General features: G+C 40.0%; 11 protein-coding genes and 1 pseudogene. 2 read left to right on the forward strand and 10 right to left on the reverse strand.

All coding sequences use genetic code 11. The features are described from left to right. Positions 1-7: 7 nt before the first annotated feature. Entirely contained in the window at positions 8-1,150 is a 1,143-nt protein-coding gene (locus RCG23_RS09655; RefSeq protein WP_308179529.1) for a histidine kinase dimerization/phospho-acceptor domain-containing protein, read from the forward strand. Positions 1,151-1,325: 175 nt separating this feature from the next. Here RCG23_RS09655 and RCG23_RS09660 read toward each other — a convergent pair whose 3' ends face one another. From RCG23_RS09660 to RCG23_RS09705, 10 genes are all read right to left on the reverse strand, one after another. Beyond that, positions 1,326-1,934: a CBO0543 family protein gene (locus tag RCG23_RS09660; RefSeq protein WP_308179530.1), complete on the reverse strand. Its 609-nt coding sequence runs from the start codon at positions 1,932-1,934 to the stop codon at positions 1,326-1,328. 159 nt (positions 1,935-2,093) lie between these two features. Continuing rightward, positions 2,094-3,521: a putative bifunctional diguanylate cyclase/phosphodiesterase gene (locus tag RCG23_RS09665; RefSeq protein ID WP_308180021.1), complete on the reverse strand. Its 1,428-nt coding sequence runs from the start codon at positions 3,519-3,521 to the stop codon at positions 2,094-2,096. Next, positions 3,497-4,336 carry a PAS domain-containing protein gene (locus RCG23_RS09670; protein WP_308179531.1) on the reverse strand — a complete coding sequence of 280 codons (840 nt, stop codon included), beginning with the start codon at positions 4,334-4,336 and terminating at the stop codon, positions 3,497-3,499. The genes RCG23_RS09665 and RCG23_RS09670 overlap by 25 nt, the downstream gene beginning before the upstream one ends. A 157-nt stretch (positions 4,337-4,493) precedes the next feature. Further along, positions 4,494-5,066, reverse strand: coding sequence for a 5' nucleotidase, NT5C type (locus RCG23_RS09675; RefSeq protein ID WP_308179533.1), 573 nt, complete (start codon positions 5,064-5,066; stop codon positions 4,494-4,496). A 15-nt stretch (positions 5,067-5,081) separates the two neighbouring features. Further along, the gene (gene ribD, locus RCG23_RS09680) at positions 5,082-6,179 is read right to left on the reverse strand and encodes a bifunctional diaminohydroxyphosphoribosylaminopyrimidine deaminase/5-amino-6-(5-phosphoribosylamino)uracil reductase RibD (RefSeq protein WP_308179534.1); all 1,098 of its coding nucleotides are present in this window, start codon (positions 6,177-6,179) and stop codon (positions 5,082-5,084) included. Then, positions 6,179-6,928, reverse strand: a complete 750-nt coding sequence (locus tag RCG23_RS09685; protein WP_308179535.1) for a GTP cyclohydrolase II — start codon at positions 6,926-6,928, stop codon at positions 6,179-6,181. The genes ribD and RCG23_RS09685 overlap by 1 nt, the downstream gene beginning before the upstream one ends. A 224-nt stretch (positions 6,929-7,152) precedes the next feature. Continuing rightward, positions 7,153-7,935 carry a sugar phosphate isomerase/epimerase family protein gene (locus tag RCG23_RS09690; RefSeq protein ID WP_308179536.1) on the reverse strand — a complete coding sequence of 261 codons (783 nt, stop codon included), beginning with the start codon at positions 7,933-7,935 and terminating at the stop codon, positions 7,153-7,155. Between the two features lie 190 nt (positions 7,936-8,125). Then, a complete protein-coding gene (locus RCG23_RS09695) occupies positions 8,126-9,586 on the reverse strand; it encodes a PAS domain-containing sensor histidine kinase (protein ID WP_308179537.1) in 1,461 nt (486 codons plus the stop codon). Between the two features lie 129 nt (positions 9,587-9,715). Continuing rightward, positions 9,716-10,735, reverse strand: coding sequence for a VanW family protein (locus RCG23_RS09700; protein ID WP_308179538.1), 1,020 nt, complete (start codon positions 10,733-10,735; stop codon positions 9,716-9,718). A gap of 543 nt (positions 10,736-11,278) precedes the next feature. Continuing rightward, positions 11,279-11,410 (reverse strand): hypothetical protein, encoded by a 132-nt coding sequence (locus tag RCG23_RS09705; RefSeq protein ID WP_308179539.1) that lies wholly within the window; start codon positions 11,408-11,410, stop codon positions 11,279-11,281. Positions 11,411-11,742: 332 nt separating this feature from the next. On the opposite strand from RCG23_RS09705, the pseudogene RCG23_RS09710 reads away from it, so the two are divergent. Then, positions 11,743-13,264, forward strand: a pseudogene (locus RCG23_RS09710) (MDR family MFS transporter). The last annotated feature ends 70 nt before the right edge of the window (positions 13,265-13,334 follow it).

Here is a 13,334-nt window from a genome sequence, read left to right on the forward strand (position 1 = left end):
CTAAAAAATGACAAAGCATTTATTATTTAACCTCTCTCTTCTTATATTGATACTTTTTATATCACGTTTATTTATAGAACGTTACCCAAAGAAAAATATTAACCGAATCGTTATGTTTTTCGGTTTTACGATTTCTCTCCTAGTATGCCTTTGGTTTTCCGCACCTATCAATGGGGATTTCCGTATTGATTTACGGCAAATCCCTGTCATTATAGGAGGCTTATATCTTGGATTTGGTCCATGGTTAGCGGTTTTAACTATTATTATCAGAGGGCTTTTTTACGGTTTTCATACCGGTTTTATCGCTGCCACAACCATATACAGCCTTTATGCCATTTTACTTTGGGTGCTTCATCCTTTATTTATGAGATTGCCTGTCGCCAGGCGTGTACGTTCTACCATCCTGTTCACAGCCTTCATGTCGCTCATTACAATGGGTGTAATGGGACTGTTTAAGGGTGGATTAATTCATAGCTATGAGATTTGGATTGCATTTTTAGTGATTCCCTCTCTTGGGGCTGGAATGGTTTCCTACGTACTTGAAGCCCTTTCGCAAAATGATTTCCTCCAAAATGAGATGATCAAATCGCAGAAAATGGATGCTGCAAGCAACCTGGCTGCATCCATCGCCCACGAAATAAGAAACCCGTTAACTTCAGCCAGCGGCTTTCTTCAGCTTGTAAATGAGGATTCAGCTGTAGAGGGAAATATAAAAGATTATGTAACATTTGCGTTGCAGGAATTACAAAGTGCCGAAAAAATAATAAGCGATTACCTTACTTTTACCAAACCTTCTCTCATATCTATTGAGGAAATGGATGTAAATGAGGAAATCCGGACTGTTTTAAATGTCCTCAAGCCCCTTGCAAACATGAATTCGGTTGAGATTTTATGCGAATGGGGACCTATCAGTGTATTTTCTGGAGATCGGCAGAAGTTTAGGCAATGCCTTTTAAACATTTTGCAAAATGGCCTGGAGGCAATGCCTAATGGCGGAATCCTTTCTGTCACTACTGCCCATATCAGCAAAGAGATTGAAATAACTATTCAGGATACTGGTATCGGTATGACTAAAGAACAGATTCACAGGCTGGGAGAGCCATTTTACTCCATAAAAGATGGTAAGGGAACCTGCCTTGCCTTATGGTAGCTTACAGTATTATCAGGGCGTTTCAAGGGAAATGGAGAGTAGCAAGTGTAAACCAGCAAGGCACAACCTTTGTCCTTACCTTTCCACACAAACTAATTTTACAAAACGGAATTCCTGCAAATGTTATATCCTTAAATAAATAATGTCGGTAACTTGAAGTGAGCAAAGGCAACATTCACCTTTGCTCTAATGATTTAAAATGCCTTATGATCCCCCAGCAAATTAAGCTCAGCAGCCAATAGATAGGGAATGAGTATATGTTTCTCCATATTATCTGCTTGTATATTTTCAGCCATTCCATCACAGGTTCTGCGACAAATGCCAGCATAAAAGATAATAATAATGAATAGAGTGCAAACTTTTTAAAGTTTTTTCCCCAACGTTGAAAGACCAGCATAAATGGAATAATCACAATCCCTACATCGTAAGGATAAAATTGCGGGTCCATAAATGGGGTTAGTCTTATACGGTAAGTCCATAACATCATGTTGCTTCCAATGGAGTCCAAAATGGTTGCTGCAACTCCATAAAATAAACCAAATGCAGTAACTTCAGTAATTCTTTTTTTATCTACAACAAACCACCAGATAATTGCAGGAACAATAGAAAGGATGACTAAAAACCACCATTTTGGTGTTAAAAAACTGGTTTGGTACCAGTAAGTATTAATGAGTTCATGCATGGCCCTTTCCGCTTCTAAAACCTGGTGAAGCGAAACAGTTCCAATTGTATGTACATCGTATAAAACAAACCCGATACTCTCCGCCGCCGTCAGAAAAATCACATCCTCTCCGCATTATTATGCGGTTTTTCCATTAAAATCATGCTAGGGCATACACCATTAATTTTGACGGTCTTTATTTTTCCGAAAAGGATAATATAAAGCAAATTTTATCCAAGTAAAAAACCAGCAGAATCTGCTGGTTTTTTACTTGGAATGTATTTAAATTGGTAAGCCTTTTGCCGTACAGCCAGCCATGAACAACTGCTCGATTTCCTCTGATGGCAGCGGCTTGCTGTAGAAGTAGCCCTGGCCTACTCCGCATTCATTTTCCTTCAAGAACTGGACCTGCTCTTGTGTTTCAATCCCTTCAGCTATAACTTGAAACTGGAGGTTATGCCCCATATCAATAATCGTTTTGACCATTGCTCCCTGGCTTGAATGATGGATAATATCATCTACGAATGACTTATCGATCTTAATGCTGTCAATTGGCAGATGTTTGAGATAGCTTAAGGAAGAATAACCCGTTCCAAAATCATCGATTGTATTTTTCACCCCAAGCTCCTTCAACTGATTAAGGATAATCGTCGACCTTTCAATGTCCTGCATAATGCTTTCTGTAATTTCAAGTTCAAGAAAATTCGGGTCCAAGCCGGTTTCTTGTAAAATTTTCGTGACCAGCTCCACAAAATCATCTTCCTGGATTTGGCGGACGGATATATTTACTGCAATCGGAAAAGCTTCTAACCCGCGATCCTGCCATGCCTTATTTTGCTCACAAGCCTTTCTAAGCACCCATTTTCCGAGAGGGACGATCAACCCGGTTTCTTCCGCAAGCGATATGAAATCACCTGGAGAAATAAATCCCCTTTCCGGATGGTGCCAGCGGACCAATGCTTCCGCACCGATTATTTTGCCTGTTTCCAGTTCTACCTGCGGTTGATAGAACAGCACAAATTGATTCTGTTCCAGCGCCTTGCGCATCCCATTTTCCAGTTCCATCTTGCGGGATGAAAGGCCATGGAGCTGGGATGTATAGAATTGAAAATTGTTCTTCCCTCGTTCTTTTGCAAGATACATGGCGGTATCCGCATGCTTAATCAGTGTTTCCTCATCATCCCCATCCGTCGGCGAAAGGCTGATGCCTATACTTGGAGTAACAAAGAATTCCTGTTGGTTAATTTCTATTGGATAGGAAAACTCAGCGAGAATCCGCTGTGCAAGCTGGATAACTTTTACTTTATCAATATTTTCAAGCAGGATGATAAATTCATCCCCGCCCTGGCGTGAAACCATTCCTTCTTCCTGGACGGCGTTCTTTAAGCGCTTTGCGACAATTTGTAAAATAAGATCCCCAATCGTATGGCCTTTTGTATCATTAATAATCTTAAAACGGTCCAAATCCAAAAACAGGACGGCGAGCATTCCATTATTCAGCTTTTTCAACGCTTCATTCAAATGCTGTCTGAACATATTCCGGTTAGGCAAGCCTGTTAACGCATCATAGTAAGCCATATATTGAATCGTTTTTTCCGTTTTCTTGCGTTGTGTTATATCCCGCCCGACAATCTGCCTTGCCACCCTTCCCTCATAAAGGATCGGCATGGCTGTCATTTCGACCTCTATGCTTTTACCATCAAGGCGCACGGCCAAAATTCAAACCGCATTTTTACTTCGAAATCATCCTCAATCGTCAGTTCTCGTTTTTTGATTTGCTCAAGAATTTCTGCAGGAATCATTTTCGTCACAGACTGCCCAATCAGTTCTTTTGTACTGGCAGCGCCAAAAAGACGGCAGCCTGATTCATTTATGTAATCAATCTTTCCTCGGCTGTAAACAGCAATAATATCAGGCGACATCTCAACAATACTCCGATACCGCCCCTCGCTTTCCTTCTTATCAGTAATGTCAAACAGTACACTATTAAAATCCACAAGATTCCCATTTTCATCAAGTGCCGGAATGCCGCGGTCCTGAATCCATCGCACTTCGCCATCAGGACGGATAATCCTGTAACTACTTGTGACAACCTTCCCCATTGACAATTGGTTCTCCCTTTCAACAAGAACATGCAAATCCTCTGGATGGATGACCTTTTTCCAAAGCGTTTTATCCTGATAAAACTCTGCGGACGAATAGCCATATAATTTTTCAATTCCAGGTGTAATTAATAAGGTTCCACTCTTTAAGTCATGGGACCAGATGGCCACATCAAGCGTATCGAATATATTCTTAAGCCTTTTGCGGTTTTTATGGAGTTCTGATGCCGTTTTGTTAATTCCCTTCAGCATAAAATAAACCAAAAACAATGAAACAAGGAGTACCCCTAAATCTACGATAAAAGCCCTTAATCCTTTGAACCTAAAAATGAAGAAGCTTGCTTCATCAAATAATTCAGCAATGATAATGAACCCCAATATAATGATTAAATTATGCTTATGGATTTCTTTTTTAAACTTCATATGTAACCCCCTGTGACAGGTTCCCTCTAATTTCTATTTTTTCCGACATTTTCTTAAACATATCAAAAAAACAGAAATATAACAATGAAGCTTTTTAAAGCGCTATCATTTTTTTAAAAAAATAAGCGTTACTCCCATCAGGGTGTAACGCTTATCCTTATTTCAGCTGATCCTTTATTGTTTCGGAAAATTCTCTCCAGCTTGTAATTCGGGGATAACTGGCATGCCTGTTATAGGATTGATCCATAACAAAGATATTCAGGGAATCTGCCTCAAGAGTTTCCAGCACGGCTGGCTTATCATCAAAATAATAGTCCAACTCGAGTTCACGGATAATTTTCACTTTCTCTTCGTCTTTCATTCCGTAATAAAACCGGCCCTCCTGGACGGGAAATCCCTGCTCCATCATCCATTTCTTTGTCCGCTCTCCGTGTTCCTTCGGTCGTGCGGTTATATAATAGATTTCATGTCCGCTCTCGTTTAGCGCCTGCAAAAACTCAAGAGCATTCGGAAACGGAGGGCACGAGGTAAAGTATATCTCTTCCAGCGATTCGTTCCACATTCGGCCGCCTTCTTCTGCCGTCATGCCAAATGGTTCGTGGATTTCGACCGTTTCTAACGCACGAAAAACGTCCAGACCAATCTCTTGTTCTAATTTTTTATTATACAGATGAAACGCATGCTCCCTCAGGTTAATAAGCGTGTCATCAATATCAAAGCCAAATTTCATGATCAATACCTCTTTTTATCGTTCCGGATAAACAGGATAGCCGGTAAATTTATAATCCTTGCCTATTTTTACAATGCTTACATCGTCAAGCTCCAGCGCATCCGCCATCATGTCAAAGCCTGTTCCCCCAAAAAAGGACGGAGCATGCTGGCCGCCAATCAGCTTTGGTGCGATATATAATGCAACTTTATCAACTACTTTATTTTCAAGGAAAGCCGCATTGATGCCACCTCCGCCTTCAACCAAAACGGAAGAGACAAGCTGTTCTCCCAGAATTTCCAATACCTCAGTAGGATTTACACGCTCAGATCCATTTGTCACAAATACCTTTAGGCCTGCAATCTCAAGCTGAATTTTCTTTTCGGCATCATATTTTTGGGTTGTAAAAATCCATGTTTCGGCCAGATGGTCTGTAACAACCTTTGAATCGAGTGGAATTCTTAAGGTAGAGTCCATAATAATCCGGATAGGATTTCGTCCATTTGGGATCCGTGCCGTCAATTCGGGGTCATCTTCAATGACGGTATTGGCTCCGACGAGGATGGCCATGTTCTCATTTCTTAAGATGTGGACATCATGTCTCGCCTCTGCAGATGTTATCCATTTACTGTCGTTTGATGAGGATGCAATTTTTCCATCCAGTGTTATCCCTGATTTCAGAGTGACAAATGGCTGTTTTTTTACGATGAATTTATTGAATACCTCGTTCATTTTCCGGGATTCCTCTTCAAGGATACCCACTTCTACCTCAATGCCGGCGTCTTGCAGAATTTTGACACCGCTGCCGGAAACAAGGGGATTCGGATCCAGAGCTGCAATAACAACCTTCTGGATGCCCGCCTCGACAATTGCTACCGCACATGGACCCGTCCTGCCATGGTGGGAACAAGGCTCAAGTGTCACATATATTGTTCCACCCTTCGCCTTTTCGCCTGCCATACGGATCGCATGTATTTCTGCATGCGCTTCGCCGGCTTTAAGATGGGCACCTACACCAACAATACGATTTTCATTCACGATAACAGCGCCGACCAGCGGATTCGGGTCGGTCTGCCCTTTCATCGCCTGTGCATTCTTTAAGGCAAGCTCCATGTAGAATTCATGATTAGTCATTAAATTCCGGTGCCTCCATCTTCCAAATGGCCTGAACGGCTCACTTTCGTTTGCAGATATTTCTCATTGTATTCCGATTTGTCTCCCCATAAAGGTGTTCTGCCATTCACATGGAGACCGGCATTTTTCAATGCTTCCAGCTTTTTGGGGTTATTCGTGATTAATGTGACCGGCTGGGAACGAAGTGCTTTTAACACCTGGATTGCGTCACTGTAATTACGAGAATCGTCGACAAAACCGAGATTAAGGTTAGCCTCGACAGTATCATATCCGTTTTCCTGAAGTACATATGCCATCGCCTTGCTGAAAAGTCCGATTCCACGGCCTTCATGGTTAGCTAAGTAAAACAATGCGCCTGTGCCTTTTTCGACGATCATTTTCATCGACTGCTTCAGCTGAAAGCCGCAATCGCAACGCTTGCTTCCAAAAATATCTCCTGTATGGCAAATCGAATGCATTCGAATCAGTGCATCCGCCTCATATTGAAAATCGCCATAAACCAGGACGCTTGATTGCTGATATTCAGCCAGGTTGGAAGAAGACAGTTTTTCGATAATCTGCTTATAGTCTTCTGTTACTTCCTCCGTCTGCAGCCAAGAATACCATTGAAAGGTAACCGTTTCACCATCCAAATTCACGGGCAGCCGTATTGGACCAACCAAATAAATTGCCCCTGTGTCGGTTTTGATTAGTTGAATCTTTTCTTCTAATATAGAAAGAACCTTGTTATCAAGCCCTGTACCTATCATTTTGTCATACCCCTTTATTTTAATTCCGCCCCCTGTGGCGTCATTTTCAACTATTGATTTTATCATCATATACTTACTAATGGTTATAAAGAATGTGTTATTTTTTCATTACCTTTTAACTGTTAGTTACTTTATGTAAGTAATATAACATCACACTGGTTTCTACGTCAAGAAAGTGACAGGCACCATCCATTTTACTGGAAGGTGCCTGTCACTTTTTTTGGTCACTTTCTCTTAATTTTTTCAACTGAATTTCTTAAAGCCTGGCTTGTTTTAATTTCGACCACGACCGAAAGTTCATTTTTTTCTGCCAATCTTAGTCGATCATTAATTGGCACCATACCAGTATATAATTCCTGGTGATCTCCTTTTTCATTGAAATCATGTAGATGCATATGAACAATATGTTCCATTAGATATTCAAAAATTGGTGTTTCCCTAAAATCACATTTTGCATCATGCCCAACATCCCACGTTAGGTAAAAGCCGTTTAAATCCCTAATGGCCTCAAGTCCTTTTTTAATAAACGGAAGATAGAAATTTCGTGTATTTTCATGACAAATTTTTACACCTTGTACGACTGCGAATTCAAGTATTTCTTGATAAGACTCCCTGAATAGCGAAAGAAATTCGTTTTCAAATTTCTCGTTGACCCAAATTTTAGAATCAGGCATGGTAAAATAAATGCCATTATTAATATGCATGTTCAGGATTTTAATATTAGCAGCACTTGCCCAGACAATTGCCTCTTTGCATCTCTCAATATGTCCTCTCCTTACGGCTGGGTGAAAGGATGTGAAATTAAATTCTTCAGGCAAATGAACGGTAAAATCAACCTGATATTCTTTTCTATATCTGTTTAATTCCTCAGCACTCAGGTTTTCAGGTGTGAAAATTGGCAGGTCCATGTTTAATTCAATAAAGTCCAGCCCCAGTTCTTTGCATAAGCTAATATTCTCCTCTAATGAATGATATTCCATTAGCGTAGGCATTCCTAATCGAAACATACTAAATCCCCCTTTTGTCTTCCTGTGATAAATTTTACGGTAAAAACAATAAAATAATAGACTTATAATTCAAAAAATGTTAATCTATACCATAGGATTCTATCCACCGGTACCATCCGTTTTTACCTATACATAAAAAGGCAAGGAAAGTGGGTTTCTCTTTCCTTGCCTTTCTTATTTTTCAACGGAGTTATATACACTCCAATTCGACGCTTACAATCGTACCTTTACCCTTTTGGCTCTTGATTTTCATTAAACCATTATGTTCTTGAATGATTTTATTGCTGACCGTCAGTCCAAGTCCTATTCCCTTATCCTTGGTTGTATAAAACGGTGTGCCCAACTGCCTCAAAAGCTCCGAGTCAATACCCGCACCTTCATCAGTAAAGGAAACCATTACTCTCTGATTTTCCTTCTTTAGTACATTAATGTAAACATTTCCCCCGTTAGGCATCGATTCGATTGCATTTTTAAGAAAATTAAGAAAGGCTTGCTTCAATTGATGCGGACTGCACATTAATTCAATATCTTTTCCAAAAAAATCGACTTGGAATTGAACATTGTACAGAAGAGCTTGCGGATGCAGGACATTAATCGTGCTATTTAAAATGGAAATTAAATTTTCTTTTTCAAATTGAATTGCCTGTGGTTTAGCCAAGGACATAAATTCATTCACAATCATATCAATCCGGTCTAACTCACTCATGATAATGGATAAATAATGATCATCCTTTTCTTTAGAATTAATGTCTTTTAATAATTTTGAAAATCCTTTTAAAGAAGTCAAAGGATTTCTTATTTCATGGGCAACCCCCGCAGCTAATTGGCCAATGATGGAAAGCCGGTCTAAATTACGGAGTGCTTCCTCATTTTTTACTCTGTCAGTGATATTTCGGGTGACGGTGACAAAGGAATTGCTTTCAATTCCCTCATTATATATCGGAGAGATATTTGATTCACAATAAATAACTTCATTACTAGCAGTTCGTACTCTTTCTAGTATGATTTGAGGTTCTCCAGTTTCTAATAGTTTCTGGAAATTCTCTTCAAAGTTTTCTATTTCATCTTGAAAAATAAAATCATATACATGCCGTCCTATCATTTCCTCAGGGGTAAAACCCATCACTTTTTCATAGGATGGTGAGGCATAAATGATAGTTCTGTCTTTTGTAAAAACTTTAATCATATCGGAAGTGTTTTCTGTTATTAATTTGTATAGTTCCCGTGTTTGTTTCAATTCTCTTTCCATCGTCACTACTTCAGTAATATCGCGAAAAATAGCGATTACAGCCACAATATCCCCTTTCGTATTTCTAAAAGGAGAATAAGACACCGCAATGTCAAGACAAGCTCCGTTTTTATGATAACGTTGGGTAATCATATTAGGGAATGCTTTGCCTTGTTGGACTTGGCTAATTATGTCTCTTACTATTTCCGGATTAGGAAAAACTTCATATGTTTTTCCTATTACATCTTCCTCAGTGTAACCGAAAATTTTTGTATACATATGGTTCACTCGAATAAAGCGATTATCCATATCAACAATAGCAAACCCATCAGCGGTGCAATTAAGGAATAAATCTATTAATTCATCAGGACTATATAAAGCAGATTCCTTTTCATTTCCAAAAATCGGGATACTATTAGACATAGAGACCTCTCCAAACTGTTCGAATATCCATACAGTCCCTATTTTACATAATTTTTCAAAGAAAATCTTCTATTTTTTGGTGACAGGCACCTCCCAGTTACCTGGAAGGTGCCTGTCACCAGGTTTAGGTCATCTTACTCTGACCTTACTCTGGTATGCTTTGGAGGTTCTTACTTCTACGGTTAGTGATCCGTTATTTGTGTATGCTTTCAGCAGTAACGGTGCTTCCGTTGTATTCTGGAATCTGAAGTCTACTCCACCGTAAGATACGGTAGCGTCCCTCCCCGTTGGCACATACCCGACATGGAGTGAGTGGTGGTGCTTTTCCACATAAGTGACTATTAATTTGTCCACCGCATTATATAAAGTCGAAGATGTCTGGCAAATGCCCCCGCCGATTCCTTCAACCAATTTGCCGTTCACCGCTTCCGGTGCTTTCTGATAGCCATGTGCCTGGTCACTCGGCCCGACTGTCGTATTAAAGGAGAATACGTCCTGCATTCCGATAATGACATTATTGATAGCCTGGGCAGAAAGCTCAATATTTCTCGATCTCCCCTTTATGCTGCTGTTGAAATGGGTCGTAAACGATGCAACAACGACTTCTCCCAATTGTGATGCTTCTTCCGGCTTATACCCGGATTCGGTTATATATAAAGGCAGCTCTACAGTTCCACCCTTTGCTGAAGCGTTGATTATTTTCTCTGACAACTCTTTTTCTTCTAAAATTGTCCTCGGTTTTCCTTTTATAATCTGCCCATCCGCACCTAACCTGTCAGGGACCATCCGTTGGTCATAACCAGGTGCAGCCTCAGTTCCCCTAGCCGCATCCTTTGCCCACTTCTCTATTTGCTCTTTATACTTTTCCTTATCTGTTTCGTACCCCATATCCTTTGGCGTAAAGCTCTTTATCACTTTTTTTGTAATTGGATCCACTACCTCGACCACAGCCGGCATCACTTCGTTTTGCTGATTTGTTTCTGTTTGCTTTGCTTCTTCCTTTGAATCTTTCTCCTTATTAATTTCCTGCTCCAGGTCGGCTACTCTTTTCTCTAATGCCTTTTCCTTCGCTGTTTTTTCTGAACAACCAACCAAACCTATTAAACTGCCAGCCAGAATGATTAACATTGCCCCTCTGAATTTTCTCATTTCTCCCCCAGCTTCTCTATTTTATTTCAATAATTTCTTCTATTCACTAAATGTATTCCGAACTCCTTTTCCACATTCACTCAAATAAAAATTCGTTTTCACCTTTAGTTGAATGGAGTTCTTTTAAAGTAACAACAAAAAGCCTTCATTCTCTTAATCGGGAATGAAGGCTGACTAATTTTAAATTATGGCTGTTTTATAAAAGATTGTTGTTCTATATTTAGGTTTTTAAAAGCATATCGTTGAAAAAGAAGTTGATTGGAGCGGAAGGTGCGAGCTCCTCGAAAATGCTCTCGCATTTCCTTCGTGCGGTGTTGATTCTAGGAAGCTGATTCAACGTCCTGCGGGAGCAGCGGGACAGGTGAGACCCCACAGGCGCTCTGCGCCGAGGAGGCTCACCGCCCGCCCGCGGAAAGCGAGCATCCTGAAGTGAAAATCAACTACTCCTATATAGCAACAAAGTATACGAAAACAGCCTAAATTATTGATCAAAAATTTAAAGCACCCTGCTCAAAAACGCTTTCGTACGTTCATGATTGAGTGTTAAATAACATGATTTTCGGAATCGTATTTGCCTGCTATTTTTTGAAATTCTTCCTCACTAATAATTCCCATCATTTTAAACAAATACGAATACTTTAAAATCTTCTTGTGAATCCTTAGATTTTCACGCATATTTACCATCCTTAAATTTAATATTACTTATTCATATTCCGCATTTACCAAAAAGTTTCCTTAAACCAAAAAAGATTCTAAAATTGAATTCTTTTGTTTTGATATTAAAATTATGCCTAAAAACAAAATAAAGAACTTCGCGATAGAATTAAATATAACCATTAAAAAAAGCCACAGACAGTACGTCCTGGCTTTTGAGAAATATTTTGCGAAAAATGATTACAAAAATTAACATTAACTAGTTGATAATCTGATAAACTTTAGCTTATCTTTATCATGTGGCAATAGTGAAAAAACCATTTTCTTAAAAATACGATTAGAAGGAGATTATAATGACACCCCCAAAAAGTAAACAAGGATTTATTGTAGCGGGATTATTGCTTTCGATCCTGATGGCATCGATGGACAATACTATTGTCGCTACTGCGATGGGAACAATTGTTGGTGACCTTGGCGGACTGGACAAATTCATCTGGGTTACCTCTGCATATATGGTCGCCGAGATGGCGGGCATGCCCATTTTCGGAAAACTATCCGATATGTTTGGCCGAAAAAGATTTTTTATGTTCGGAATCATATTATTTATGTTTGGGTCGATCCTTTGCGGCACTGCCCAAAGTATCGAACAGCTAAGTATTTATAGGGCCATTCAGGGAATTGGTGGAGGCGCACTTGTTCCGATAACCTTTACTATTATTTTTGATATTTTCCCTCCGGAAAAACGCGGAAAGATGACGGGTTTGTTCGGAGCTGTCTTCGGGCTATCCAGTATATTCGGCCCTTTGCTTGGAGCGTACATAACCGACTATATTAATTGGAACTGGATATTTTATATCAACCTTCCTTTAGGAATCACTTCACTTGTATTGATATCGCTTTATTATAAAGAATCACTTGAACATCAAAAACAGAAAATCGATTGGCTTGGTGCTTTTACACTGGTAGGAGCTGTAGTTTGCTTGATATTTGCACTTGAACTAGGGGGCAATAAATACGCGTGGGATTCTGCAAATATTCTTAGTTTATTTACGGGTTTTGCCGTTTTGTTTATTGTTTTTCTCTTTGCCGAAAGAAGGGCGGCAGATCCGATTATTTCGTTCTCCATGTTTAGGGATCGGTTATTCGCAGCCAGCACGATTGTTGGACTGCTCTATGGAGTAGCTTTTATCGTCGGTTCTGTCTATATCCCTATCTTTATCCAGGGAGTGACTGGTGGAACGGCAACCAACTCTGGCCTTATATTGCTTCCAATGATGTTAGGTGTTGTCGTTTCAGCTCAGACTGGGGCTATTACTGCGGCAAAATTCGGTTATAAAAATGTTATGCTGATTTTTGCCTTCATTTTTGTTACAGGAATGTACTTGTTAAGCACAGTCACCGCAGAAACCACACGAACCGTCATTACTATTTATATGATTATCGTAAGCCTTGGTACGGGTGCTTCTTTCTCAGTACTAAATATGGCAGCCATTCACCATATCCTGCGGAAAAACGCGGATCAGCCAATTCCACCATTTCGTTTGTCCGTCAGCTCGGCATGACAGTCGGTATAACGGTTTACGGTATCATTCAGCGCAATACATTTGCTGATAGCCTGAAAGAAACCTTTGGAGGGGCAGGAAAAATGTTTAACGGTGGCGCCCAAAGCGATCCGCGTGCCATCCTGTCCGAACAAGCCCGGGCCATATCCCGAAGCCTGTTCTTGAAAAAATTATTGATTCTCTCGCCGATTCAATTGGCTATACATTCTCATGGGCTCTTATCCCAGCAGTTTTAGTAGTTATTTTTGTCTTCCTTCTTACGAACGAGAGGCTGCAAAGTGAACATAATAGGAAAGATGTCCAGGCTGAATAATTCAATTTAACAGGGCTGACCCGAATAGCTAAAATCTAGCAGCTATTCAGGTCAGCCCTTCACTTTCAAA

Origin of the sequence: Neobacillus sp. PS3-34, from assembly GCF_030915465.1 — a bacterium.
Taxonomy (GTDB): domain Bacteria; phylum Bacillota; class Bacilli; order Bacillales; family Cytobacillaceae; genus Neobacillus_A.

Coding starts and splice junctions, on each gene's coding strand:
- RCG23_RS09655 (WP_308179529.1), top strand. CDS start 8: ATGACAAAGCATTTATTATTTAACCTCTCTCTTCTTATATTGATACTT.
- RCG23_RS09670 (WP_308179531.1), bottom strand. CDS start 4,336: ATGAAGTTTAAAAAAGAAATCCATAAGCATAATTTAATCATTATATTG.
- RCG23_RS09675 (WP_308179533.1), bottom strand. CDS start 5,066: ATGAAATTTGGCTTTGATATTGATGACACGCTTATTAACCTGAGGGAG.
- ribD (WP_308179534.1), bottom strand. CDS start 6,179: ATGACTAATCATGAATTCTACATGGAGCTTGCCTTAAAGAATGCACAG.
- RCG23_RS09685 (WP_308179535.1), bottom strand. CDS start 6,928: ATGATAGGTACAGGGCTTGATAACAAGGTTCTTTCTATATTAGAAGAA.
- RCG23_RS09690 (WP_308179536.1), bottom strand. CDS start 7,935: ATGTTTCGATTAGGAATGCCTACGCTAATGGAATATCATTCATTAGAG.
- RCG23_RS09695 (WP_308179537.1), bottom strand. CDS start 9,586: ATGTCTAATAGTATCCCGATTTTTGGAAATGAAAAGGAATCTGCTTTA.
- RCG23_RS09700 (WP_308179538.1), bottom strand. CDS start 10,735: ATGAGAAAATTCAGAGGGGCAATGTTAATCATTCTGGCTGGCAGTTTA.
- RCG23_RS09705 (WP_308179539.1), bottom strand. CDS start 11,410: ATGCGTGAAAATCTAAGGATTCACAAGAAGATTTTAAAGTATTCGTAT.